The sequence below is a fragment of the Yaniella halotolerans DSM 15476 genome (genome assembly GCF_000420805.1).
Classification (GTDB): Bacteria; Actinomycetota; Actinomycetes; order Actinomycetales; family Micrococcaceae; genus Yaniella; species Yaniella halotolerans.
The window spans coordinates 813,301-838,005 of the sequence record NZ_ATVQ01000001.1 but is presented as its reverse complement, the minus strand read 5'-3'; the positions used below and the strand labels follow the sequence as shown (position 1 = coordinate 838,005).

General features: G+C 57.5%; 18 protein-coding genes and 6 tRNA genes. 15 read left to right on the top strand and 9 right to left on the bottom strand.

The genetic code is table 11. The features are described 5' to 3' along the window. Position 1: 1 nt before the first annotated feature. Positions 2-883: a hypothetical protein gene (locus G583_RS14190; RefSeq protein WP_022869907.1), complete on the top strand. Its 882-nt coding sequence runs from the start codon at positions 2-4 to the stop codon at positions 881-883. A 4-nt stretch (positions 884-887) separates the two neighbouring features. Here G583_RS14190 and G583_RS0104005 read toward each other — a convergent pair whose 3' ends face one another. Next, positions 888-3,377 (bottom strand): ATP-dependent DNA ligase, encoded by a 2,490-nt coding sequence (locus G583_RS0104005; RefSeq protein ID WP_022869906.1) that lies wholly within the window; start codon positions 3,375-3,377, stop codon positions 888-890. A 106-nt stretch (positions 3,378-3,483) separates the two neighbouring features. Here G583_RS0104005 and ku point away from each other — a divergent pair, with 106 nt between their 5' ends. Beyond that, positions 3,484-4,350, top strand: coding sequence for a non-homologous end joining protein Ku (gene ku, locus G583_RS14185; RefSeq protein ID WP_022869905.1), 867 nt, complete (start codon positions 3,484-3,486; stop codon positions 4,348-4,350). A gap of 300 nt (positions 4,351-4,650) precedes the next feature. On the opposite strand, the gene G583_RS14180 is transcribed toward ku, so the two are convergent. Together G583_RS14180 and pta are read right to left on the bottom strand one after the other, a co-directional pair. Next, positions 4,651-5,844, bottom strand: a complete 1,194-nt coding sequence (locus G583_RS14180) for an acetate/propionate family kinase (RefSeq protein WP_022869903.1) — start codon at positions 5,842-5,844, stop codon at positions 4,651-4,653. A gap of 12 nt (positions 5,845-5,856) precedes the next feature. Beyond that, complete coding sequence (gene pta / locus G583_RS0103985) at positions 5,857-7,929, bottom strand: phosphate acetyltransferase (protein WP_022869902.1); 2,073 nt, start codon at positions 7,927-7,929, stop codon at positions 5,857-5,859. Positions 7,930-8,010: 81 nt separating this feature from the next. Here pta and G583_RS0103980 point away from each other — a divergent pair, with 81 nt between their 5' ends. The 4 genes from G583_RS0103980 to G583_RS14170 all read left to right on the top strand — a co-directional run bounded on the left by G583_RS0103980 (position 8,011) and on the right by G583_RS14170 (position 10,872). Further along, complete coding sequence (locus tag G583_RS0103980) at positions 8,011-8,358, top strand: thiamine-binding protein (RefSeq protein ID WP_022869901.1); 348 nt, start codon at positions 8,011-8,013, stop codon at positions 8,356-8,358. 7 nt (positions 8,359-8,365) lie between these two features. Further along, positions 8,366-8,929: a hypothetical protein gene (locus tag G583_RS0103975; protein ID WP_022869900.1), complete on the top strand. Its 564-nt coding sequence runs from the start codon at positions 8,366-8,368 to the stop codon at positions 8,927-8,929. Beyond that, positions 8,926-9,819, top strand: a complete 894-nt coding sequence (locus G583_RS14175; protein WP_022869899.1) for a spermidine synthase — start codon at positions 8,926-8,928, stop codon at positions 9,817-9,819. The genes G583_RS0103975 and G583_RS14175 overlap by 4 nt, the downstream gene beginning before the upstream one ends. 69 nt (positions 9,820-9,888) lie before the next feature. Beyond that, a complete protein-coding gene (locus G583_RS14170) occupies positions 9,889-10,872 on the top strand; it encodes a universal stress protein (RefSeq protein ID WP_022869898.1) in 984 nt (327 codons plus the stop codon). A 135-nt stretch (positions 10,873-11,007) separates the two neighbouring features. Here G583_RS14170 and G583_RS16690 read toward each other — a convergent pair whose 3' ends face one another. After that, positions 11,008-12,573, bottom strand: coding sequence for a C40 family peptidase (locus G583_RS16690; protein ID WP_022869897.1), 1,566 nt, complete (start codon positions 12,571-12,573; stop codon positions 11,008-11,010). 296 nt (positions 12,574-12,869) lie between these two features. Further along, the gene (locus G583_RS14165; protein WP_022869896.1) at positions 12,870-13,637 is read right to left on the bottom strand and encodes a GntR family transcriptional regulator; all 768 of its coding nucleotides are present in this window, start codon (positions 13,635-13,637) and stop codon (positions 12,870-12,872) included. Positions 13,638-13,950: 313 nt separating this feature from the next. On the opposite strand from G583_RS14165, the gene G583_RS0103950 reads away from it, so the two are divergent. The 3 genes from G583_RS0103950 (at position 13,951) to G583_RS0103940 (ending at position 14,269) form a co-directional block, all read left to right on the top strand. After that, positions 13,951-14,023, top strand: a tRNA-Glu gene (locus tag G583_RS0103950). Between the two features lie 44 nt (positions 14,024-14,067). Continuing rightward, positions 14,068-14,141 (top strand) — tRNA-Asp (locus G583_RS0103945). Between the two features lie 55 nt (positions 14,142-14,196). Next, positions 14,197-14,269 (top strand) — tRNA-Phe (locus G583_RS0103940). A 61-nt stretch (positions 14,270-14,330) separates the two neighbouring features. Here the strand turns inward: G583_RS0103940 and G583_RS0103935 are convergent. Beyond that, complete coding sequence (locus G583_RS0103935; protein WP_169558763.1) at positions 14,331-15,884, bottom strand: helix-turn-helix transcriptional regulator; 1,554 nt, start codon at positions 15,882-15,884, stop codon at positions 14,331-14,333. A gap of 354 nt (positions 15,885-16,238) precedes the next feature. Between G583_RS0103935 and G583_RS0103930 the strand changes: the two genes are divergently transcribed. The 4 genes from G583_RS0103930 to G583_RS0103915 all read left to right on the top strand — a co-directional run bounded on the left by G583_RS0103930 (position 16,239) and on the right by G583_RS0103915 (position 17,484). Then, positions 16,239-16,311 (top strand) — tRNA-Glu (locus tag G583_RS0103930). A 37-nt stretch (positions 16,312-16,348) separates the two neighbouring features. Continuing rightward, a tRNA-Asp gene (locus G583_RS0103925) sits at positions 16,349-16,422 on the top strand. A 55-nt stretch (positions 16,423-16,477) separates the two neighbouring features. Then, a tRNA-Phe gene (locus tag G583_RS0103920) sits at positions 16,478-16,550 on the top strand. Between the two features lie 109 nt (positions 16,551-16,659). Next, the gene (locus tag G583_RS0103915) at positions 16,660-17,484 is read left to right on the top strand and encodes a glycerophosphodiester phosphodiesterase (RefSeq protein WP_029629244.1); all 825 of its coding nucleotides are present in this window, start codon (positions 16,660-16,662) and stop codon (positions 17,482-17,484) included. Here the strand turns inward: G583_RS0103915 and G583_RS16205 are convergent. Beyond that, positions 17,434-18,987, bottom strand: a complete 1,554-nt coding sequence (locus G583_RS16205; protein WP_022869894.1) for a helix-turn-helix transcriptional regulator — start codon at positions 18,985-18,987, stop codon at positions 17,434-17,436. The genes G583_RS0103915 and G583_RS16205 overlap by 51 nt on opposite strands. Positions 18,988-19,357: 370 nt before the next feature. On the opposite strand from G583_RS16205, the gene mgtE reads away from it, so the two are divergent. Both mgtE and G583_RS0103900 read left to right on the top strand, forming a co-directional pair. Continuing rightward, positions 19,358-20,716 carry a magnesium transporter gene (gene mgtE, locus G583_RS0103905; protein ID WP_029629243.1) on the top strand — a complete coding sequence of 453 codons (1,359 nt, stop codon included), beginning with the start codon at positions 19,358-19,360 and terminating at the stop codon, positions 20,714-20,716. Between the two features lie 23 nt (positions 20,717-20,739). Further along, positions 20,740-21,366 carry a PaaI family thioesterase gene (locus G583_RS0103900; protein ID WP_022869892.1) on the top strand — a complete coding sequence of 209 codons (627 nt, stop codon included), beginning with the start codon at positions 20,740-20,742 and terminating at the stop codon, positions 21,364-21,366. Positions 21,367-21,381: 15 nt separating this feature from the next. On the opposite strand, the gene G583_RS0103895 is transcribed toward G583_RS0103900, so the two are convergent. Both G583_RS0103895 and paaZ read right to left on the bottom strand, forming a co-directional pair. Further along, positions 21,382-22,455: a YdcF family protein gene (locus G583_RS0103895; RefSeq protein WP_022869891.1), complete on the bottom strand. Its 1,074-nt coding sequence runs from the start codon at positions 22,453-22,455 to the stop codon at positions 21,382-21,384. Positions 22,456-22,565: 110 nt separating this feature from the next. Continuing rightward, positions 22,566-24,668: a phenylacetic acid degradation bifunctional protein PaaZ gene (paaZ, locus tag G583_RS0103890; protein WP_022869890.1), complete on the bottom strand. Its 2,103-nt coding sequence runs from the start codon at positions 24,666-24,668 to the stop codon at positions 22,566-22,568. Positions 24,669-24,705: the final 37 nt, after the last annotated feature.

Here is a 24,705-nt window from a genome sequence, read left to right as displayed (position 1 = left end):
TTTGGCAAAAAATCCGGAACAACCCAAAAAATCTCGCAAAGACGCCCGCGGAGAGAAAGCAGCCAAGAACGCACAAAAACTGCTGGGCAAAGCCGTCGACTCCAAGGGGCGTCCAACACCCGCGTTCCAACGGGCCGTCCTAGCCGCTATGCGGGCACAACGGCCGATGGTCATAGCTCAGCTGCGACGCCTGATGAAAAAGTACCCGCACGATACCCCGGAGGAACTCGCCCAACGTCTGGGACGTTTCTATATCGGGTCATTGACGACGACGGGGGCTGCTGCCGGTGGTGTTGGGGCGGTGCCGGGTATCGGTACGGCAGCTAGCCTGGGTGCCTCGTTTGGTGCCGCCATCGGGTTCCTTGAGCTGACCGCACTGTATGCCCAATCGGTTGCCGAACTAGCCGGGCTGCACACCAAAAATGATCAAGAATCCCAAGCACTGGTCATGACCATCATGCTCGGCGAAGATGGTCGCGAACTTCTGAAACAAGCCGCGTCAGCTCAACCCGGTACGCGGTTTGGAACGCTGGGACCGGCCGCCTGGATCGCCTCCGGTATCACAGGACTCACTGAGCGCGCCTTCTCGGCCATGACCCGACGATTCACCACAACGCTGCTCCGCGGTGAAACCGTTCGGTTCATGGGCCGACTCGTCCCATTTGGACTCGGTGCCGGCATCGGCGGACTGGCCAACCGCAATTTGGCCCGCCAAGTCGTCATCCAAACCCACGAGACCTTCGGGACGCTGCCGCAATGGCATGACCTGCCCGAGCTCTTTGTTGAGCTGACCTCACCGCGCAAGCCCAAGGCCCAACGCCAGCTTGAAGCTGCCGAAGAAAAAGCAGCACTCGAAAGCCCAGCGACGGCGCAGGACGAATAGGTGTTTAGACGCTGACGTCGTCGGGATCGATGTCTTGACGGAGCCCGCGCCACACCGGATGCCGGAGCCGCCCAGCCTCGGTGATCCCTCCGAACGTGACTTCACCAACCAGGGAAGGGGTCACCCAGTGTGCGTCGTGGCGGTCTTCTGATGGGACTTCTACGGGCGGTGTTTTCCGGGATAGTCCGTCGAGTTTGCTACGAAGCGACTGCAGCTGTTGTTGGTTAAACCCGGTGCCGACCCGGCCAAGATAGACCAGGCCGTCATCCCCGTGAGCTGCCAGGAGCAGTGAACCAAACGTATCGGAGCGTTCGCCTGTGCCGGTCCGCCAACCAACGATCAGCGCCTCGCGGGTCGAAGCGTGCTTGAGCTTCAACCAGGTGCGGGTACGTTTTCCCGGCTGGTAAACGCTCTGCCGTTGCTTGGCCATGACGCCTTCCAAATCCAGCTCCTTGCTGGAGTCCATGGCCTCATCCAGCGTCCCCTCGAATGCCTCTGGCACATAAATATGGTTTCCCTCGGAAACGGTCTCTATTAGACGCTTACGGCGTTGTTCATACGGGGTGCGAAGCAACGATTCGCCGTCGACATCCAACAGGTCAAAGACCATCAGATAGACCGGGTTTTTGCTCTGTTCACGCTCGATTTCTCGCGTTTTGGTGAGCCCCATACGTTGCTGCAGACGCCCGAAGTCCGGACGGCTCGAGGGGCTCAGGGCGACGATTTCGCCGTCGACAACACAGTCGACGTCGACACACTGTGCGAGTTCGGTGAGCTCCGGGTAAGTAGTCGTCATGTCCTTGCCGTTGCGGCTGGTCAGCGTTACCGCACCGGCAGAATCTTTGGTTGCCGCCTCCACCGTGGCGATAGCCCGAATGCCATCCCATTTCATCTCAAAGGCCCAGTCGGATTCGTCACGAGCCACCGTTGCGGTTTTGCCAATACTGGCCAGCATCGGTTTTAGATCCACCGGATCCGCTGTCTGTGGGGCGGGCTTGTCGGATGTTGCCTTGTCGTCGCTGTCATCTGTTGTCTTCGTGGTGGTTTGCGGGGAGTCCTGCATCAAATGGATCATCCAGTTCTTGTGTGGATCATCATTGGGCCCGCTGCCGCCGGTATTGAAAAGCGAAAACTTCCGAGTCCCGCCGAGTCCACCGTCCTCCTGACCGTGCAGGGTGGCGACAACTTTCTTGCCCTCCTGCCATTCCTCGAGCTCGTAGGTGCCCCAGTCCCAGATCGTGACCTCGCCGCCACCATATTCTCCCTTGGGAATCGTGCCCTCGAAGGTCGCATATTCCATCGGGTGGTCCTCGGTTTGGACCGCGAGATGGTTCTTCTTCGGATCCGTCGGTGGCCCCTTGGGTACAGCCCACGAGGCGAGAATACCTTCGTATTCCAGGCGGAAATCCCAGTGCAGGGCTTGCGCGTGGTGTTCTTGAATCACAAACGTTAGCTCATCGCCGCTGGTGCCGTGGCTGTGTGGGATGGGTTCTGAAGTGCGTTCTGAATCGCGCTTGGACCGGTAGACTTCGAGCCGGTCGCGAGGTGTTGCCGCCGACGCGGTTTCGGAGGTCCCGGCGGTTTTCGCCAGTGGTTCCAGCAAATCACCGAGATCTTCAACCCGCTCGAGCACCTCTTCGAGCCTGAGATGTTCAACAGAACTTGGCTCATCGAGTTCTTCCCAGGTGCGCGGGGTGGCCACGGTCGGGGTGAAGCGCCCGCGCAAAGAATAGGGCGCAACCGTTGTTTTGGCCGCGGCATTCTGCGACCAGTCGATGAACACTTTATTTTTGCGCAGTGTTTTCTTCATGGCCGAGACGATCAATTTCGGCTGATCGGCAGCCAAACTGCGGGCCAGTTCGTGGGCGACGGCAGAGACTTCCTGACTGGTAGCCGAACCATCCAGCGGGGCGTAGAGGTGGATCCCTTTGGCCCCACTGGTCAACGGATAAACATCTAAGCCCATGCCATTGAGCAGCTCTCGCACCAGGTGGGTTACTTCCACGCAGTCGGCCAGTCCACGGCCTTCACCAGGATCCAGATCGAACACCATGCGATCTGGATACCGATCATCAGAGGTGATCGTGCCGGGATCTGAGGTGCCGGGGGACACCCGCCACTGGGGGATATGCAGCTCGAGTGAGGCTAACTGCGCTAGATACGTCAGCGTCGCCTGATCTTGGATCAGCGGATACCGTTTGCGCCCGGTGGAATGTTTGATCGAACGGGTGGCGATCCAGGACGGCGCATGGTCTGGGAGGTCCTTTTCGAAGAACACCTGACCCGGATCCTCGGGAGTGCCAACGCCGTTGACCCACCGCTTCCGAGTGGCAATACGATCCTGGGCGTGCGGAATCAAATACGGTGCGATCCGGGCGTAGTAGTCGAGCACTTCACCCTTGGTGGTACCGGTTTCTGGGTAGTAGACCTTGTCGAGGTTTGTCAGCGTCAAACGGTGCCCGTCGACGGACACGCGCTGTTCATTGGATGCCATGGCTACCTCCTGTGCCGTGCATGCTACCTGAGGGCTAGACGAGAAACGAGAGTCGAAACCAGCGCGCTCTAGCCAACACACCTTCAGGTCAGTTTGAATGGGGAGCATGAGAGCAATTTGGAAAGGTTCGATAGTCTTCGGGCTGGTCAACGTGCCAGTGAAGGTGTACTCGGCAACGGAGAAGCACGACGTCGATATGCACCAGGTGCACGATAAAGATGGCGGCCGGATCCGATATGAACGTCGTTGCGAAGTCTGCGAGGAGATTGTTGAATACGCCGACATCGACCGATCCTTTGACGACGGCGAGCACCGGGTCATTCTGACCAAAGATGATTTTGACGCGCTGCCGGCCGGCGAAAGCGACGACATTGATGTCTTGCAGTTCGTGCCGACCGATCAGATTGATCCGATCATGCTGGAGCGTTCCTATTTCCTAGAACCTACCTCAAAAACCCCGAAGGCCTATCTGTTGTTGCGGCAAACGCTTGAAGATACGGATCGCACAGCGATCGTGAAGATCACGTTGCGTACTCGAACACGGTTGGCGATCCTGCGCACGCGTGGCAAGTTGCTGATGCTGCAGACCCTGCGTTGGGCCGATGAGATTCGTGAGGTGGACTTCAAGGGCGTTAAGTCCCGCGCCAAAATCTCGGATAAGGAACTCGAGATGTCTGCTCAGCTCGTTGAAGCGTACTCCGGTGATTTTAAACCCGAAGAGTTTAGGGATGATTATCAGGACGAACTCAAGAAACTGATCGACGCGAAGATCGAATCCGGTGAGACCCTGGATCTGGAAGAGGCCTTCCCAGATGACGATGAGGACGAGGACACCGGTGGTGACGTGGTCGACCTGATGGAAGCTCTGCGCCAATCCGTGGATCGTTCCCGCTCGTCAAAGAAGAAGTCGAGGTCGAAGAAATCGGATTCGAGCAAAAACTCCAAGAAATCAACGAAGAGAAAAGCCAGCTGACTGGGTCGGTTGGGGCTACAGCGGAACGAAACGTGTTGAAGTTTCGAAGGATAACAAAATATGTCAGCGCGTTGGGCGTCGGGCCCTAGCCCTCACAGCATGCGGGGATTGCGCCGATGAATTTGGTGGCAATGATCGCGCAGTTTGAGCTGAACGACGACCAAATCTTCTCACTACTCAGCGAGTCCATGAAGCCGACGAAGCCAATGTTGAAAACGCGATGGACCCTGGTTAGAAGACCCAGCACACTAGGACCTGTGGACGGCTGGGCTGCAGCCGCTCAGTCAGATTAGCTGGTGCTCACGAGGTCGAATAGGCGTCGGTGCCTTGGCACCAGGCGCCAGAGGACTCCACGAGTCGGAAGGTATCCTGAGCGATCGCCATTTCCTCATCCGTTGGCACCACGGCAACGGCCATGGAGGAGGCCGATGTCGAAATGAGTCGTGGTTCATCGGACCGCGCATCATTGAGCTCTGGGTCGTATTCGACGCCGAGCACAGCCAGCCGATCCAGTACGCGAGCGCGAAACGGTGCCGAATTCTCGCCGATACCCGCGGTAAAGGCAATCGCGTCAGCACCGCCGACGGCCACGTGATAAGCCCCAATGTATTTGGCGAGCCGGTAGGTCGCAACGTCCAAGGCAGCACGGGCATTGCGTTCACCGTGCTCAGCGGCTTCCAGTACCGGGCGCATATCCGCGTGCCCGGTCATACCCAGCAAACCAGACTCGTGGTTGAGCACCCGGGCTACCTCCTGGGCGGTGTAGCCGTGGGCGGTGACCAGCTGGGTAATGATTGAGGGGTCGATATCTCCCGACCGAGTGCCCATGACCAGTCCGGCCAGTGGCGTGTAGCCCATCGTGGTATCTACGGATTGGCCGCCACGAATAGCGGTGGCTGAGGCACCATTGCCTAGGTGCAGCACCATGCCATTGAGCGCTGACCGTTGAACGCCCAAGAGTGCCGCGGTTTTGCCGGTGACCAAGTCGTGGCTGGTGCCGTGAAAACCATAGCGGCGAATTCCATGATCGATGTACCACTGATCCGGAATCGCATACCGCCAAGCTTCCTGCGGCATGGTCTGGTGAAATGACGTATCGAAAATGACCACCTGCGGCATATCGGGCCACTTATCCCGAATGGCGCGCAGACCCTCGGTCGCCGGCGGGTTATGTAATGGCGCCAGCGGGGCTAACCGGTCGATGGCCCGAATGACCTCGGAGTTCACCAGCGCGGGTGCTTTGAACCGTTCGCCGCCGTGCACCACGCGATGTCCGGCCGCATCGATGGTGCGCCCATCCAGCACTTCGTCGAGCTCTTTCGCGACGACATCCAACGCCTGGGTATGGTTTGAAACGCCCGAACCGGGGACACCGATGCGTTCAATCAGACCAGAAGTCTGGATCGGATTGTCGGTGTCTGTACCGTCGTCGTGCAATTCGCGCAGCTGGTATTTCAGCGAAGATGAACCAGAGTTAATCACTAAAATGAGCATTGCATACCTAACCTACTGTGCTTGTGCCTGGATGGCGGTGATGGCAACGGTGTTGACGATGTCATCAACCGTGGTACCGCGTGAAAGATCATTCACCGGCTTATTTAACCCTTGCAGCACCGGTCCAACGGCGACCGCACCGGCCGACTGTTGGACGGCCTTATAAGTGTTATTCCCGGTGTTGAGGTCCGGGAAAATAAAGACGGTCGCGTTGCCGGCGACCTCCGAATCGGGCATCTTCGAAGCCGCGACTGATGCCGAGACGGCAGCGTCATACTGTAGCGGGCCGTCGACTTTGAGATCAGGTTGCGCGGTTTTCACCAGGTTGGTGGCTTCTCGGATTTTATCCACTGCCTCCCCAGAGCCGGAGTCGCCGGTCGAATACGAGAGCATCGCAACCCGCGGATCGACACCGAATTGTTGGGCGGTTTCGGCCGAAGCGGCAGCAATGTCTGCCAGCTGTTCGGCATTGGGGTCGGTATTGACGGCGCAGTCTCCGTAGACCAGCGCCCGGTCGGGGAGCAGCATGAAGAACACCGATGACACAATCTTGGTGCCCGGTTGAGTTTTCACAAATTCCAGGGCCGGACGAATCGTATGGGCGGTCGTATTGGCAGCCCCCGAGACCATGCCGTCCACATCGGAGAGTTGGACCATCATGGTGCCGAAGTAGGCGCCGTCCAACATGACTTCGCGAGCGTATTCAATATCAACGCCGCGATGCGCGCGAGCCTCGGCATAGGCCTGGGCGTAGCGTTCCCGGTCGGGGGATTCGGCAGGGTTGATCAGGTCAACGCCGCTCAGGTCCACACCGTCGCTGGCTGCGAGCTCGCTGATCCGGTCGACATCACCCAGAATGGTGAGTTCACAGACGCCACGACGACGCAGAATTTCTGCGGCGCGAAGGATCCGAGGGTCCTCGCCTTCGGGTAGGACAATGCGTTTACGATCAGCCGATGCCCGTGCAGTCAGTTGGTGTAGGAAACGTACCGGTGTCATCGCTGAGGGACGGGCCAACTCGATGCGGCTGAGTAGTTCGTCTTCATCGACGTGCTGATTCCATGCGCCCAGGACGGCCGCGATTTTTCGCGGTTGAGCAGCCGAGAGGCTCGACGGGATGGCAGCCACCTGGCGGGCCATCGTGAAAGTATCAGCGAATGACACAAAGACAGGAAACGGCGCGTCAGCGTACAGGCGTTGGATCATCGCATTGGGCTCGATACCGTTGGTCAAAATCATGCCCGCGGGTACCGGGAATTCTGCGGTGCGTGCTGCGGCCAGCGTGGCCAGGATGGCATCTGACCGATCTCCAGAGACGATTACCAGGGCGCTGTCATTGAGCACCTGCAGGAAGTTGCCGCCCTCCATCGAAACAGCTTTGACCTCGGATACATCGCGGTCCAGTTGCTCGGAACCGGCCACGAGATCCAGCGACAGCCCGGTCGCGACCTCGCCAATGGTTGGGTAGCGCAGCTCTTGGAGCTCGGGGATGATGTAGACCTTGCGCTGGTTGGTCCCCGGTTTGATGGTCTGGGACATTTGCTCGAGCAGTGCTGGATCAGCGCGGTTCACCACAATGCTAAGCAATTCAGAACCCGCATCGCGAAGATTTGAGCGTGTCAGCTCAACGGCCTCGGAGGCTTCCTGCGGCGTCAAGCCCTGGGCCGATACCACGGCCAGCACCGGAGCGTTGAAGTGCAGCGCGAGTTCGGTGTCCATTTCTGCTTCGAACCCGGAATCACCGGTGACCAGATCGGTGCCCTCGATGACCACCGCATCGGCGTTGGCCGCCACCTGCTCATAGGCGGCCACCAACTGAGCGTACAGTTCATCCTGTTTTCCGGAAGCCACCATCGTGCGGGCGTAGGTATCGGTGACTCCACCGGCTGCGGCTTCGGCCCCGATCCCAAATTTCTCGCGCATCAGCTGCACCATGGGATCGGCCTCGACGACATCACCGGCAACGATTGGCCGAAAGTATCCGACCCGTGGGGTACGGCGGTTCAACGCATCGGCCAGACCCATCGACACCAGCGTTTTTCCTGCCCGGGCCGTCGTCGTTGTGATGTAAATTCCTTGTGCCACCGTTGATTTCCCTTCCGAAGAATGGTCATTGCACCGCAACTCACTATAGTCGGGCTGACTAGACAGGATTACGATGGGAACATGATCTTAGCTTTTTCCATTTCTGTATCCGGTGTCGGCGAGCTCGGCCCCCACGCTGCCGCCAACTCCCCTGAGGACGCCGAAACCGGCTCCGTAGCCCGCGCTGTTGCCGCGGCAGTCAACGTCGTCCGGCAGTCGGGGCTGCCGCATCGGCTGTCCTCGATGTTCACCGAAATTGAGGGTGAATGGGATGAGGTCATGGGCGTGCTGAAACAGTGTGTCGAGGCCGTGGGCCCGTACGGTGCTCGGATTTCGATTACCATGAAAGCCGATATCCGCGACGCCAAGAGCGATCAGCTCGACGAAAAGATCACCCGCGTCAACCAACTGCTCGATAGCCCAGAGTAGCTCGACTGTGATCTGGCCGTTCAACCGCAAAAACACCACCGAAACCGGTGCCGAACACTATATTCGCGACGCCGCCATCGCCGATGCCAGAGCGGTCGTGGAATTCAAACACCGCCTCTGGCGCGACATCTACGCTGATTTCAAAGATGCGGCTTTCTTCGAGACCGCGGAAGCCACCATCGCAGAGCAGGTGAAATTCTGGCAGTCGCGCATCCGTGGCGGCGAGACCATCTGGTTGGCAGAAGACCTGCGCGGAGCGATCGTTGGAACCATCCATGCCACTGAATCACTCAGTGACCAGACGGCAGAGTTTGCCGAGCTTTACGGGCTAGAACAGCTCTGCGAGATCCGGTTTTTCTATCTCAGTGACGCCGCAGAAGATACCAACGTCGCAGCAACCTTGATCCAGCATGCAGTGGGGGACCGGCCCGCCCTGGCCTGGTTATCCGGCGACATGCCCCTGGTTGATACCGTCCTGCGCGAGGCAGGACTCGAACCGCTGGGTAAAGCAGTGCATCCCACCACCGAGCCGTGGCAGGGTGTGCCAAGACAAGCTATGGTACGCAGATGAGCAAGAGCCGACGCAACCAAAAGCAGTCCGCAGTCAATATCGAACCCGGCATCTATGCCATCGATTCGGGCACCGCGGAAATCCGTCCCGACCCGTTCACCCACGGGGCCTGGTTGCTCTTAATCAATGGCGTGGAATCTTCCCAGTTGATCCCCGATGACCCGCAACGGCTCGGCTTTGAATACATGCGCTGGATCGCTATTGCTCTGGGGTTCCGATACCCACACACGGCACGGCTGCGATTCCTACACCTTGGTGGTGGGGGAGCGACCCTTGCCCGCTGGGGTGCCGACCGGTATCCGAATTCCCGGCACACCACGGTCGAATTCGACGCCAAACTCACAGAGCTAGCACGGGATAATTTCGGGCTACCGCGCTCACCCATCGTCAAAATGCGGGTTGGCGAAGCAGGCCAAGTGCTCTCCGAAACCCGACCCGACAGCTGGGACGTCATCATCCGCGACGTGTTTGTGGAACAGGACGCCGGGCACCACGTTGTACCCAGCCATCTGAGCGGGGTCGAAGCAGCCGAAGTCGCAGCCCTGGCTGTTGGCACCGAGGGGGCCTACGTCATCAACTATGGTGGGCCGCCGAATCTCAACCCGGCACGTGCTGAAGCGGCTGCACTGGCGCACGCATTTGCCCACGTTACGCTCATTTCTGATGCAACCATGTTTAAAGGACGACGCCGCGGCAACATCGTTATGGTGGCAACGCAGAACCCACTGGCGAACCCTGTGCTGGGCGGGGCTGATGCCTTCTCTGCCGCATTGCGTTCCGAGCCGCTGCCGGCGCAAACAAGAATGGGGAAGGCGACCACAAATTTCATTGCCGGGATGCCCCCGACAACCACACCGTTACTTTTAACCGATCCGCTCGAGAAGCCGTAACGCGGCTCACTTCAGCGTTAGACTGGGTTTAAGGACCTTCGTAACCACGACCGCCAGGAGGGGATTTTCATGACCGACCATGACCCAACAAGACCAGAAAACACCACGCACAAAAAACACGGCGTTGTTGTCGGCGTTGACGGTTCCAAACGAGCCTTGGCAGCCGCAACCTGGGCACTTCGAGAAGCCCAACGAATCAACGCGCCGCTCACCATGGTCTCGGCTTATACACTGCCGATCTTCCCGTCTGTTGCCGTTGATGCGGCAACCGGTGGTCATGAAGATTCCGCGCTGGCACAATCTTGCCGCCAAATTTTAGAAGCCACGAAGGCCGAACTTGGTGAGACCGATGTTGAAATCCGCACGGCCGTCGAACTCGGCGACCCCGGAACGGTCCTGGTGGACTACTCTTATGAAGCCGAGCTGCTCGTCGCTGGCCCGCGTGGGCGCGGCGGCTTCCTCGGCTTGTTAGTCGGCTCAGTATCTCGAGGCCTACCGGCCCGAGCGAAATGCCCGGTCGTACTCGTGCCCCGCGGTGCTGAAGGATCACGCGCTGATACCGATGCGCCAGTCGTCGTTGCCTCTGATGGTTCCCATCAGGGACGCGTGGCGATGCTGCGTGCAGCAGAAGAAACCCAGCGACGCGGTGCACCATGCCGACTTCGTGTGGTGAGCGCGATGGCGCCGGTCTCCTCGGCGGTCGAATGGCTGCCATCAACCGTAGACGAACGCGCCATGTTTGATGAACTGCGGGACAAGGTCAATGCGGGGGTAGCTTGGCTGCAATCGCACTTCCCAGAGTTGAAAGTCGAATCAGAAGTGATTGACGGGGTGCCTGTAGATGCTGTCGTCGCGGAATCAGAATCGGCCCGACTGACCGTAGTCGGTACCCGGGGTCTGGGCGGTTTTACCGGGGCGCTCTTAGGCTCAACGTCGCAGGGTATTGCGGCACACGCCCGTGGGCCGGTCATGATCGTTCCGTACGCAGAGGACCCTCGTCTAGAAGACCGTGATGAGTACGGTCCGATGATTGATCAAGATCCTGTGATATAAACTGCTGCACACAAAAACATTCGGGGCGGATAACCAATGAGTTATCCGCCCCGAATGTTTCTATGCGATATTTAGTTTTGGCCTCCAAGGGTCCGGAGAACTTCCCCGGACTCCGAGCCCCTGGAGGAACCTGTGTTAGTAGCGGCCGCCAACACTCAGCATGTTGTATGGCGAGTAGTGCAGGCCGGTTACCGTAATACCGGTTGACGGGTTGCGAGCGTGCGCAATCTGGCCATTACCGATGTAAATCGCGACGTGGTACACCCCTGATTGAGAACCGTTATTCGACCAGAAGACCAAGTCGCCCGGCTGCAGGTTGCTCAATGAAACGTAGCTCTTGGCAGCACCGTACTGTGCGCTGGAAGTACGTGGCAGTGATTTACCAGCTTGCTGGAATGCTGCCACGGTGAAGCCCGAGCAGTCATAACCTTTCGGACCATTGCCGCCCCACGAGTAGTACGTGCCCGATTCGTTGGTCTTATTGACCGCCCAGCTCGTTGCCGCTGACATGTTCCCGCTCGGAGCCGCTGGTGCAGCAGTCTTTGTTGGAGTCGGGGTCGGCGTTGGAGTAGGGGTTGCCGTACGTGTCGGCGTCGGGGTAGGTGTTGGGGTCGGTGTCGCCGTCCGGGTTGGAGTTGCTGTCCGAGTTGGAGTCGGTGTCGGTGTGGACGACGGAGTTGAAGACTGTGTCGGCGAAGGCGAAGATGTCTCAGTCGGCGCCGGGGTTGCCGTCGGCGATGGCTCTTCAGTCTCGGACGCGGTCTCGGTTGGCGAAGCACTCTCAGTTTCTGTTGGAGTAACAGGTGCCTGTTCAACCGACTCGGTACTAGTTGGTGAAGTTTCGGACGAAGCGGTGGCAACGCCAATGTTCTCTTCGAAGTTTGCCCGACGGACTTGATCATCAAGCTGTTCGGTCTCTTCTTCGGCTTCTTGCTCGCTCAGGTCTTCAGCTGCTGCAAGAGCAGCAGCGACTCGCTGGCGCTCTTCTGCTGCCTGCTGCTCGGCTTCTTCAAGCGCACGAGCTTCCTGCTCTTCAACACGACGCCGTTCTGCTTCGGCCTCTTCTTCCGCCTTGTCAGCAGCTGCTTGCCGTGCCTCAGCTTCTTCAGCTTCGTTCTCGGACACTGAGTCAGCAGCGGATGCCGCGTATGCACCATCTGCAGCTTCAGCGTTGAAGTTTTCCGATACTTGCTGACCATTCTGTTCAGCACGCAGAGCGTCTTCATCACCAAGCATGAACTCTTCAGTACTCAAGCCCCCGTTGCGATACATGTTCGCAGCGGCTTCCCCGGCATTGTTCTGAGCTTGTTCATTTTCTTCGGTGGCTAGCGTGGCTTGCTGTGATGCAGTTTCAGCATCTCGACGAGCCTCGGCTGCAGCTTCGCTGAGTTCACGAGCTTTTTCGTTGGCAGAAAGTGTTTGACCTTCAACTTCAGCTAAGCGTTTGTTGCTCTTATCAAGGATTTCCTTGAGGTCTTCCCGCAACTTTGCCTGGGCGTCAGGGTTATCCTTCGCCGCGGCAACAGTGGTTTCATCAGGAAGATCCGGAACTTTGGTGAGTGAGCCGTCGCGTTGATTGTCGGATCCAGCGAAAAAGGTGTCGGATTCAGAGAAAATTTGTGGCATCGCGGTGGCAGACATTGCTGCGACCGTCACCAGGGCGACGCCTGCGGCTGCCCCTTTAATGCTTCGTGACTTCACGATAGTTTCCTCATTCTGTGGCTAGTCCAGTTTTATGGTTTTCGTTTCAACCATTTCGACCACAAACAGTGACTTTATCCGGACTATTGTCACAACTGCAACACTTGAAACATTGATCTACATGAACCACATTCGTGTAACTTTCGCGACACGCCTGCAAACATCAGGATCTGCGCGAAATCAGGGATTTATAAAATTGTTACACAGAAGAGTGTTTGGTGCTTGACACGAAATAAAGCAGCGCCTGAAAAGTGAATTCCAGGCGCTGTTTTATCGTTCCGTTATGACGAAAGTTTTTAGTGTGGGCTGAGGTCGTGCCCGTTCGTCATGGCTTCTTGTTTGGGTATTTGCTTGGTGGTCACGACTTCGCCATCAGGGAGTGCGTACTGCAAGACCATGTTTTCAGCGAGTCCAAGGTAACGGTGGAGGCCTCGCGATGCGTCGATCCGCTCGCCGGCCAGTATTCGGGCGATGATTGCCAGGTTCTGTTGCGCAAACGCTTCATGGATACTGGGGCTGATGTTGAGGCTCTGGAAGGCCAAGCCAAGTTGTGTCAGTAGTCGCTCTAATGCCAGCGACATGGTTGTTGATCCTGCTAGGGCGACGGCGGCTATATGAAAGTTTCGGTCGGCTTCCTCAATGGCCTCAAGGTTTTCTTGCGCGATGCCGCGGCGGGTCTGATCAGCAACGTGCTGCAACGTATCGGTGAGTTCAGGAGTCAGTTGGCCCCAGAGGATCGCAGACGGTTCCAGGAATCTGCGAGCCTGGTAAATCTCTTGGACATCACGGATTCCTGGGTCGATGACAAATACGCCCCTATTTGGGACTTTGAATACGAGGTCTTCACCCACGAGTATGGTGAACGCTTCTCGGAGAGTGTTTCGTGAGACTTCAAATTCGGCGGCGATGGTCTCTTCGGAGAGTTTTGCTCCGGGTTCTAAACTGCCCTGGCAAATGAGTCGGCGCAGTTCCGTTGCGATCCTGGTGGGCGTATGTGCATGCAGTTGCTCATCATCGCTGTCTTCGATCGCATTCAAAAGCTCTGGGATTACAGGCTTGTCCATCTGAACTCCCGTAGATTCATGGGATTAACAGTGCTGAATCTCACAATATCACTGGAAAATGCTTCTGTCTGCATTTGATGGAACTCAAGTTATTGCACAAGATTTCCACTAATTTTTGCAACCTGACTAGTGTTTTCAAAGAAAGATGCCTGGTGACCTTGAGCTTAACGCCCTCACTGTGATGAGAGGGCCTTGCGGAAGGGGCGGGGCTGTCGACCCAATTGATGTAGTTCGATTTGCATTAAGAAAACCTTTAGGTCTATGATGATCTAGGTCGATCGCGCCAAAGAGTTCAAAACTCAGCGATAGTCCTGCCCCCATCGTCTAGTGGCCTAGGACACCGCCCTTTCACGGCGGCGGCACGGGTTCGAATCCCGTTGGGGGTACAGTCAGAATATGACTCATGAGAAACTGTAGAGAGATTCTCTATGGCCCTGTAGCGCAGTTGGTTAGCGCGCCGCCCTGTCACGGCGGAGGTCGCGGGTTCAAGTCCCGTCAGGGTCGCGGATCTTAGAGCCTGTCCTTTTGGACAGGCTCTTTGTCCAGAAGCGACAGCTTCGGCTCTGTAGCTCAGTTGGTAGAGCGTTCGACTGAAAATCGAAAGGTCACCGGATCGATGCCGGTCGGAGCCACACGGATTTGGCAGGTACCTGTCAACAAGTGCCTCGGACAACCATCCGGGGCATTTGCATTTCAGATGATCCCGCGACGTTGTGCTCCCACAATAGCGTCTGAAGCAGTCGAGACTTCAAGCTTCCGATAGATCGACCGTAGCTGAGTCTTGAGAGTGTTCAGTGAAATGTAGAGGTTCTTGGCAATGTCAGCACGGCGGTAGCCTTGGGCTAGCTGACCGATAATCTCAACTTCGCGCTCCGTGAGGGCATGGCCAGGTTTAGGCAGACCAGTCAAGAACGCGGAGGGACCACCGGTATCTTCAGGCCATGCCGCCACCCGTTCGATACCTAATTCACGGGTTTCGGGACTAAAAAGTTCCATCTCTCTCGCGGAGAGGCCACGAGGTAGCCCAGCGGCAATGGATAGCGTCTCGACGCATTCTTCGATTGCTTCTGACTGGTACTGGGCGGCCGCCAGAAGGCTGAGGCGACGAATTTCAAGCAGCCGAAAGCCCCGAGTTTCATTCTTAAGGCGGGTAGCTTGGTTCAACGCCTGTTGGGTTCGCCCCGCATAAATGTGTCCGGCGGTTTCGATCAGTCGCGTGTAGGGCAGCTTCGGGTCTGCTCGACAGAGGAAAACTTGAGCATCGGCTTCACGGCCGGTTTTCATGGCAAGCATGGCGCGTTTGAGTGGAATGACACTGCCGGAGAATCCTTCGCGGTCCACGACGGGGAAGGGCATCGCATCGAACATCTCAAGTCTGTGATCGAGTTCGTCATGATGGCCGCAGGCCTCTAATAGGCGGTGCACCGCGACGATATAGAAGGGCCACATTTCCCCAATATCGTGCAGGCTGATCGCTTCCAACTCGTCTAGTGCTTCTTCGTGGGTCGTTGCTGCGGTGAGAATCGTCGCGAAATCGCGATGCGCATCGATATGATCTTCGATCCAACTCGGAGTTCGGGCAATCTTTTCTGCCCGCTGTAAGAGCGATCGCGCCGTCGTTGAATTGCCAAAGCACGCGTGAATGACAGCTGACTTGACCAGGGCGTCACGTGTCAAAAACGCATACCGGGGGATGAGTGAGAGCATTTGTCCATGCATGAATGACGTGAGCGCGCCCGTGAAGTCACCGGCCAGCATGGCTGAGATACCGATTTGTATGACAGTCTGGAGCTCGGCGCCGTCTTGAGGGTCGAGGAGCAGGCGCATTTTCCCCAGGTATGCTTCGAGGTTGTCAGCCTGCTCCAGGGCCTCAACTGTTCTGCCATGCAGGCGTAGGTCTGCCATTCGAAAGATCGACAGCATAAACATCTCGTGGGGGTCGTCCGAGTCTACGCTTGACAAATACTCTTGCTCATCGAACTGGCCGGCCGATGTAGCGGTCAGTAGTCGTATCACAGCATTCAAGATCGGTTTTGATGAGTCGAGCTGAGAGGAAATCTGTTGGAGCATTTCAGCGGTTTTTGCCGGTTCGAATCCGTACCATGCCGACGCCATGTCGGATTCTAGAAGTTTTGCAACTTCGGGGAGATCGCCTTGTTCGAGACAGTGCTCAACTTGCTCCACGAAACGCGACAGCGCATCGTAATCACCGAGGGGTATTCTTCCCGGGAACGATTCGTCAGTCATGAGTCCCTCACGCACTTTTGCAATGAACATTTCAGTTCTTGCTTACTCGATATTTACTTCAAATTCATCCTAATTGCATTCTCCGTCACACAGAGTCATCTGTCTACGGAAAAGTATGACAAATTCGCTGCTGTTATTGTCCTGCAGTGCTCTGTTATGGTAGATGGGCGCAATTGGAGTCAATGGTTGCTACTACTGCAATGAACGTGCCGAACACGACCGTTTCATACCGTGACGGGTGTTGTTGCTGAGCTGCTGCGTATTCGGGGTCGTTGACTCAATTTGCGCCCAGCTGCACTTGCCTCTATGATTAGGTGTTCTGGCCTCGGACCGTCAAGGCCCGAGGAAGAGCAGGCCCCCATCGTCTAGTGGCCTAGGACACCGCCCTTTCACGGCGGCGGCACGGGTTCGAATCCCGTTGGGGGTACGGTCATTACATGACCGACGAGCAATTGCTCGTCAATGGCCCTGTAGCGCAGTTGGTTAGCGCGCCGCCCTGTCACGGCGGAGGTCGCGGGTTCAAGTCCCGTCAGGGTCGCTTCGGTCTTTTGGGACAAGTTCCACAAGACGCTGGCGGTCAGATTGTGGCCCCGGGCTCTGTAGCTCAGTTGGTAGAGCGTTCGACTGAAAATCGAAAGGTCACCGGATCGATGCCGGTCGGAGCCACTGGAACCCTCGCGTAGCTTCTACATCGCGGGGGTTCCTTCATTTTTCTCCACACCTCGTTTACCCCGGGGTCGCCGCCTGGACACGTTCTTGCTCTATTCTTGAGTTCGTGAAAATTTTTGCACACCGCGGCGCAAGCGCTCAATATGCTGAACATACTCGCGCCGCATTTGCCCACGCGCTGGCAACCGGCGTCGACGGAATCGAAACAGACGTCCAACTCTCAGCAGACGGACACCTCATCTGCTGGCACGATGCCACGCTGGACCGTACGTCGTCCGGCACCGGCCCGGTGCGAGATCACCGCCTCGCTGATCTCCGTCAACTCGACGTTACCTCTTGGAAAACTGCTCAATCCTCGAACCGTGATGAGCTGAAAGCAAGCGTCACCAGTCCAGAAGGCCAACTCGTCACACTAGACCAGTTGACGCAGATGATGATTGCAGCGCAGTACCCCGTAGAACTCGCCCTTGAAATGAAAATTGGCGCATGTGCAGCGGGTGTCATTGAAGAGGCTGTCTGGGAATGGCTGCAGCGGTGGGGATGGAACGCTGAGACTGGCACGTTGATGCCGCAGGGCAGGCCAACCGAAGTCAGTGTATCCATCATGAGTTTTTCCAACGAAGCACTGCGACGAGTAGCTCGTGCAGTGCCCTCGACACGGTTGTGCCAACTGATCGACTCCCACGATGTGGATATCAACGCCACGGGGATGATCGGCCCGTCGGTTGACTGGCTGACCGATCACGGGGCGTTAGATGCATGGAATCAGACGGACCGGGTAGTTCGCATGTGGACTGTCGAAACGAACGAGCAGTTGACTGCAGCAAGGCGAATGGGCGTCCGGCAAATCACCGTGAATGATCCCGCATGGGCGCTGGCGTTAAATGATGCCGCGTCGTTGACCCTGTTGGACAGCGTCGGCGGCCGATGACACTTTGAGCTTATGAAAAATTGATCGAAGCTGTGTTTTGACGGTATTGGGGCTGACCCCAAGCGCCTTGGCGATGCGTGCTCGGGTATGTCCACGGGCCAAGTGGCCGAGAATTTCTACTTCACGCTCGGTAAGGGTAGGACCAGCTTCGGGGAGTCCCACCAAGAATGTAGATGCCCCTGCTGAAGGTGGCGGCCACGTGCTCACGTGTTGTTCCGCGAAATCGCGAATCATCGGATTAAAGAGATTGATTTCCGTGGGGGAGAGACCGCGCGGTAATCGTGAGGCGTGCTCGAGTGTTGCAAGGCTGTCTTTCGTCTCGCCTGCTTGATACTGAGCGGTGGCGATAATGGAGAGGCGCCGGATTTCGACCAGGCGAAACCCTCGTGTGTGGTGCCGCAGACTCGATGCTTGCTGTAGAGCCTGTTCGTATCGCCCGGCATACAGCTGCGCGGCAGCTTGGATCAGTTTCGTATACATCAGCTGTGGGTCGGTGCGCCCCAAGAACTCCACGGCTTCCGATCCTCTACCCAGCAACAACGCGAGTTTTGCACGTTTCAGCGGGATGACGCTGCCGGAGAACCCGTCCCCGTCGACTCGTGGAAAAGGGAGAGCATCGAATATTTCTAGTCGATGTTCTAGCTCGCTGTAGTGACCGGCAGCTTCGAAAACCCGGTGAATCGCGACGATATAGAAGGGCCACATCTCGCCGATATCGTGCAGACTGACGGCTTCAAGCCGATCAAGCACGGTTTCGCTATCTTCCGGGGACGTTAGAATGCTGACAAACTCCAACTGCGTATCAATCTGGTCCTCGAGCCAACTCGATGAGCGAGCAATGCGCTTGGTCCGTTCCAGAAAAGCGTTTGCACTCGTGACATTGCCGAAACATGCATGAATGAGAGCTGATTTCACCAGGGCAGCGCGCGTGAGATAACTGTATTTCGGTGTCGCTGGATGCAGCTGTATCTGTGTGAAAATCGTGAGCGCTTTCGTAAAATCCCCGGCCAGCATGGCAGAGACTCCGATTTCTAATGAAGCCTGGAGACGCCAGCCGCCGTGCGGATCCAATACGAACCGCATTTTGCCCAGGAGCTCTTCGATGACTTCGGCTTGGTCTAATGCTTCAACCACGCGGCCTTGCATGCGAAGATCGTGCATCCGAAACATCGCCAAGATAAACATCTGTTGTGGGTCGTTGCCGTCAATTTCTGACAGGAAGGCGCGCGCATTCGCTCGTTCGGTCTCGGAAGACATTAGGATGCGGTTGGCGGCGAGCAGCAGTACCGGCGGAGATGGCAGACTCCGCACAAGTATTTCGAGAACGCTCGCCATTCTGGGTGGTCGCAGACCGAACCATAGAGCGGCTATGTTCTCTTCAAGGAGATGAGCTGCCTCGTCGAAGGATTCATTGGCGATAAAGGCTTCGACTTGGGCAACGAGGACAGACAAGTCGTCCCATTCCGGAACCTTCTTGTCATATGAATGGGGTGGGGCAGACATATGGGTATACCGCTCACTTATGTACAAGACAATAGGTGTCTTTGAGGAAATCATAACGCCAGAATGCGTTGTGCGCCATAGAAAGTTGCCGAAATTGAGCAAAATGATCAATCTGCGGGAACGCTGGATGAGCATAGGCTACTGCTAAGCTGAGCTATGGCCTACCGCGCTTCGCGGCCGTGCGGCAAAGATTTGGGAGGTGTCCTCGTTGGACGAGAGTTCTAGTTATTGTCCTGTGCTGGACACTGTCCGGTGCCGTACGTTTGAACAGCTGTTTTTCGCTGTGTGAATGCTGCGCGGTACGGTGCTCCAGCAACCTTGAGATCCCCGGGTATGTACCCATTATTTTGAGCTTATGAAAGTGGTTGCTATGACCAATAGGCAGCTGGACGACATCAAATATCTGGTTGACGAAATCAAAGAGCACCTCAGCAACGATAACTTCGCTGAAGTGTCCCAACGCATTAACGTGCTGCGACCGGTCGATGCGATCAGTGTGCTCGAACGCTTGAATCATCGTCACCGCGCGTTTGTGTATCTGATGTTCGATAAAGACTTAGCGTTGCGCGTCTTTGAGGGCTTGCCTCCGGTGCTGCAGGGAGACCTGGTCAATGCCCTGCAGGAACATGATACCGCCGAATTATTTATTGGTTTGGCCCCCGATGATCGGGTGTGGTTGCTCGACGAGCTGCCAGCGACCGTGGCCTCAAAACTTTTAGAGGGCCTCGATGTCGATGAACGTGCGCAGACCTCGGCCCTGTTGGGGTACGCCGAAGGATCGATTGGGCGGCGCATGAGTCCCCAGTTCATTACCCTGCGCCCGTATAACTTAGTGGCCGATGCCATGGAACGAGTGAATTCGCGACTCCACACCGCAGAAACGATCTACTATCTGCCGGTGATTGACGATGGTCGCCGCGTGGTCGGAGCGGTCAGCTTGCGCCAGCTCATGGGTGCCCAAGAGTCCCAAACCGTTGAGAACCTCATGGGGCCTGCCCGGACCGCAGATGTATCCGAGGATGCTGAAAACGTGGCCCGTAGAACGGCACGCCGCGGTACCTTTGCGGTCTCCGTTGTGGATCACGAAGAACGTCTCGTCGGCATTTTTACCCTGGATGATGCGGTACGAATTCTGGAGCAAGAGGAATCTGAAGATGTCTCGCGTCAGGGTGGTGTCGAGCCGCTGCGCCGCCCCTATCTCTCAACTCCTGTTTCGCGACTGGTACGAAGCCGCATCACCTGGTTGCTTGTACTCGCGGTCGGTGCCACCCTGACCGTTCAGGTCTTATCGGTTTTTGAAGCAACCCTTGAACAGGTCACCGTGCTCGCGCTGTTCGTGCCTTTGCTCATTGGAACCGGCGGGAACACCGGCAACCAGGCGGCGACCACGGTGACCCGCGCGTTGGCTCTCCACGATATTGAACCTCGCGATCTGTTCCGCGTGCTCACCAGAGAGCTGCGCACCGGATTCATGCTCGGCGTCTTGCTGGGGTCCCTGGGCTTTGTGATCACCGCACTGATCTACGAGTTCGAGGTTGGTCTGGTCATTGGGCTGACACTGTTGGCGGTGTGTACCGTCGCTGCGGCGGTCGGCGGGGCAATGCCGTTGTTGGCACGGGCGATTAAAGTCGACCCCGCTGTGTTCTCGAATCCGTTCATTTCGACCTTCGTGGATGCCACCGGGCTCATCATCTACTTCATGATTGCCAAGGCCATCCTGCAAATCTAGCCACTCGGGGCTATCCTGGAGCAATGACCACCACACAGCACACCGATGCCATTGCGATGGCCAAAGCGCGTCGTCGTCCACTGCCAGATACACCGCAGGTCCGCGAGTATATTCGACTGATCCAAGAGGTCTCGCAGTTTCACGATGCCCTCGTTCAGGCCAGCCCGAGCGCAGAACAGCTCGCAGAGATGACCGAAACCTTGGCTTCGGTGCGTGATGTGCTCGAACAGACGGAGGTTGGTGAACTCGAGCAGCTGTACGGCAATGGCCAGCTCGGTGGGCAAAACCAGCTGCTGATGCCACCCATTACCTACGACACCATTGATGACGATGCACTGACCGCGCACACCACCGCCAATAAGTACTACATGGGGCTCAACGATGCGATGCACGGCGGGGTGGTCTCGGTGTTGTTCGATACAGTCATGGGTCGCATGGCCGTGGGAACCGAAGGGCGCGTCTGTCGGACCGCGTATTTGACCACCCAATACCGCAATATCACGCCGATCGGGGAGCGTTTAGACCTGCACGTCGTCGTAGAAAAAACTGCGGGACGGAAACGGTTTATCACCGGTCAACTGTGGCACGGCGAAATCCTGTGTGCTGAAGCAGAATCACTATTTGTCGAGGTCAAGCCGGGGCAACGCTAACCCCAGCCTCGGTGCTTAGGCAGGCATGACCAGGGCCGGCACAATCCAGTGGGTAAACGCCATGGTCAGCGCGATGATGGCCACCACTGCGATCACGTGGATACGAAGATGGTCGCGCATAACCGCAACAAACTCACGGATGATCGCCCCCGGCAGGTAGTACCAGACGGTCGGCGCGCCAACAACCTGCGCTCGCAAACCCAGGGCCCGCGTAAGTAGCGCCGCCCGAAAGACGTGATAATTACTGGTCACCACGGTGACCGGTGAGTCGTTTTCGGGGAGTAGCCGTTGCGAATAGACGAGGTTCTCCTCGGTGGTGGTGGACTGCTCTTCGGCAATCACCCGCTCTGGATCCACACCCTGGTCAATCAGATAGTCGCGCATCGCTGCACCCTCGGGGCGCGGCTCATTGGCACCTTGCCCGCCTGAGGTGATGATGACGGGATGCCCGACGTCATGCTGTTGGGCTTTCATACCCCGTTGCAGTCGGTCCGCCAAAAGTGGTGGGACCTTACCGTTGATCAGTCCGGAGCCCAGCACAATGATGGCGGCAGCACCGGTGTGGAGTTTGCGGAAGCGGTAGGCCACGGAGGCAACAATGAAGACACCGAAGCAGCAGGCGATATAGGTGACCAGCAGGAACAAGCCGAGATGGATGCCGTACTGCAGGTGGTAGGTGAGGTCGTCCCGGGCTACGTCGGCGGGTTCGAAGAGCGCCAGCGTTGTGGGGAGGAAGAGTAGGCCGATTCCGGCGATCAGAGACAACATGTTGGCCAGGGTTCGGGACTCGCGGCGCACGGTCGTGACACCTGCCCAGATGAGAAATGCAATGAGCCCCGGGTAACCGATGAGGTTGCCAAGGACGAGGACGCCGCCTGCCACCACTGCCGTGGTGATGAGGAGATGCGGTGAGTCGGCTTCGAGATAGAGCACCAGCCCCAGGCTCATCAGGGCAGCTCCGAGGCCGACAATACTATAGGCGTACGCTGAGATCCTGCGCGGATCGCGCACAAACCGAATGGTGCCGATAGCGGCTGCGATGGTCCCGAGAATTCCAAGTGCCACTATGAGCAGAGTGAATGTGGTCATGCATATGAGCTTACTGCGGACCGTATCCGTGAGCATTGCTGTTTAAACACAGCCGGGACAGTCCACAAGGAGCTGTCCCGGCTGGTGGCTGTATTTGAGCTACTGGATGCTTAGCGCTTGTACATTTCTGGCCAGGTCTTGGTGACCAGGGTCAGTACATCGTAGGTTGCCACGATCTCGTCGTCCTGGTTATGTAGCACGGCATCCCAACGGACCTCACCGTATTCATCGGTGACGCGCGGAGTGATCTGCTTGGCAGTCAGGGTCACGCGGATCGAATCGTCATAGGTGACTGGCGTGATGAACGAGAGGTTCTCTAGCCCGTAGTTCGCCAGAACTGGTCCGGGTGCCGCATCCACAAACAGGCCGGCAGCCCAAGCGACCAACAGGTAGCCGTGGGCAACACGACGGGGGAAGAAGGGGTTGGCCATAGCGGCCTCTTCATCCGTGTGCGCGTAGAACTTATCGCCGGTTTCTTCGGCGAAGTCCAGAATATCTTTCAGGGTGACGGTGCGCAGTTCGGACGCAAACTGATCGCCAATGCGCAGGGTCTCCAGTGACTTGCGGAATGGGTGTTCGCCGGAGCCGTCATCGACTTGCTGACGAGTGACGGTGTTGGCAGCCGCACCCTGGTGCCAGACGCCGGTAATCGCCGTCATCATATCGGGTGAACCCTGCAGGGCGGTGCGCTGCATGTAGTGCTTGACGGCACGGACGCCGCCGAGTTCTTCACCGCCACCGGCACGACCTGGTCCGCCGTGGACCAGGTGTGGCATTGGGGAGCCGTGACCGGTTGAGGTCTTGGCTGTCTGACGGCTCAGCACGTGCAGACGACCGTGGTGTGCAGCAATGCCTAGTGTTGCATCCGTGACGAATGCTGGATCGTCGGAGCATACCGTGGCAACCAGCGAGCCGGCACCGCGAGCAGCTAAGCGAGTCGCTTCACCCGCTGTGCCGTCATAGCTAATGACGGAAGTGACCGGACCGAAGGCCTCGACGCTGTGTACCTCGTCGGTATCGGCGTTGTCGAATTCCAGAATGGTCGGTGGGAAGAACGAGCCGGCCTCGTCGTAGTCTGAGATCTTGTCCGGACCGCCCAGGCGAACCTTGCCACCGGCATCGATGAGCTGTTGGGTCGCGTCAGTTACATCGCGCTGCTGATCCTTCGAGGACAGGGCGCCCATGGTGGTGCCTTCGGCATCCGATGCGCCAACGGTGACCTTCTCATTGAGACGGTTGGACAGGGCAGCGATAACCGGTTCTTTGAGGGCTTCGGGCACGATGACGCGGCGAATCGCCGTACATTTCTGGCCGGCCTTCGCGGTCATTTCCACGAACACGGCCTTGATGAAGGCCTCAAACTCTTCGTTACCTTCCACAGCATCCGGGCCCAAAATCGCGGCGTTGAGCGAATCGGCTTCAGCGGTGAACCGGACGCCACCGTTTTGCACGCTGTCGTGAGCGCGCAGTGTGTTGGCGGTGTTCAGCGAGCCGGTGAAGGCCACATGGTCGCGGTAGTCGAGGTGATCGAACAGATCCTGGGTCGAACCAGAAATCAGTTGGAGTGACCCCTCCGGCAAAATGCCTGATTCCAGCATCATGCGCACGGCAGCTTCGGTGACGTAGCTGGTGGCAGTGGCTGGCTTGACGATGGTTGGCACACCGGCGATGAATGACGGCGCGAATTTCTCCAACATGCCCCAAACCGGGAAGTTGAACGCATTGATCTGTACAGCCACACCGGGGATACGGGTGTATACGTGGGTGCCGATAAACGAACCGTCGCGGGACAGTCCCTCGGTTTTGCCGTCCACGATGACGTTGCTGTTTGGCATCTCGCGGCGACCCTTGGACGAGAACACAAACAGGGTTGAGATACCGCCGTCGGTGTCAACGCCGTGGTCGCGTTTGGTGGCACCCGTGCGGTAGGAGATCGTGTAGAGCTCCTCTTTACGGCCGTTCATGTACTGGGCCAACTCTTTGAGCTTGAGTGCGCGTTCGTGGATGGTGAGTTCGCCAAGTGACTTTTGGCCCACGGTGCGGGCGTAGTCGACCATGCCGGCGATATCCACGCCTTCGGAAGAGACGTGGGTGATCAGTTCACCGGTGTTCGCGTCGAAAACCTCGGCGGTTTTTTCCGGAGCGTCGGCGGCCTGCCATTCGCCCTGTGCGAAGGAAGGCAAGATCGTTTTTTCTGGTGCATTCGTTGTCATGAGTCGGCGAGCTCCTTCTTTACTGCCTGAACGGTCG

Bases quoted from the DNA above. Each gene is read 5' to 3' on its own strand.
- G583_RS0104005 (WP_022869906.1), bottom strand. From the start codon at position 3,377: ATGGCATCCAATGAACAGCGCGTGTCCGTCGACGGGCACCGTTTGACG.
- ku (WP_022869905.1), top strand. From the start codon at position 3,484: ATGAGAGCAATTTGGAAAGGTTCGATAGTCTTCGGGCTGGTCAACGTG.
- G583_RS14180 (WP_022869903.1), bottom strand. From the start codon at position 5,844: ATGCTCATTTTAGTGATTAACTCTGGTTCATCTTCGCTGAAATACCAG.
- G583_RS0103980 (WP_022869901.1), top strand. From the start codon at position 8,011: ATGATCTTAGCTTTTTCCATTTCTGTATCCGGTGTCGGCGAGCTCGGC.
- G583_RS14175 (WP_022869899.1), top strand. From the start codon at position 8,926: ATGAGCAAGAGCCGACGCAACCAAAAGCAGTCCGCAGTCAATATCGAA.
- G583_RS14170 (WP_022869898.1), top strand. From the start codon at position 9,889: ATGACCGACCATGACCCAACAAGACCAGAAAACACCACGCACAAAAAA.
- G583_RS14165 (WP_022869896.1), bottom strand. From the start codon at position 13,637: ATGGACAAGCCTGTAATCCCAGAGCTTTTGAATGCGATCGAAGACAGC.
- G583_RS0103935 (WP_169558763.1), bottom strand. From the start codon at position 15,884: ATGACTGACGAATCGTTCCCGGGAAGAATACCCCTCGGTGATTACGAT.
- G583_RS16205 (WP_022869894.1), bottom strand. From the start codon at position 18,987: ATGTCTGCCCCACCCCATTCATATGACAAGAAGGTTCCGGAATGGGAC.
- mgtE (WP_029629243.1), top strand. From the start codon at position 19,358: ATGACCAATAGGCAGCTGGACGACATCAAATATCTGGTTGACGAAATC.
- G583_RS0103900 (WP_022869892.1), top strand. From the start codon at position 20,740: ATGACCACCACACAGCACACCGATGCCATTGCGATGGCCAAAGCGCGT.
- G583_RS0103895 (WP_022869891.1), bottom strand. From the start codon at position 22,455: ATGACCACATTCACTCTGCTCATAGTGGCACTTGGAATTCTCGGGACC.
- paaZ (WP_022869890.1), bottom strand. From the start codon at position 24,668: ATGACAACGAATGCACCAGAAAAAACGATCTTGCCTTCCTTCGCACAG.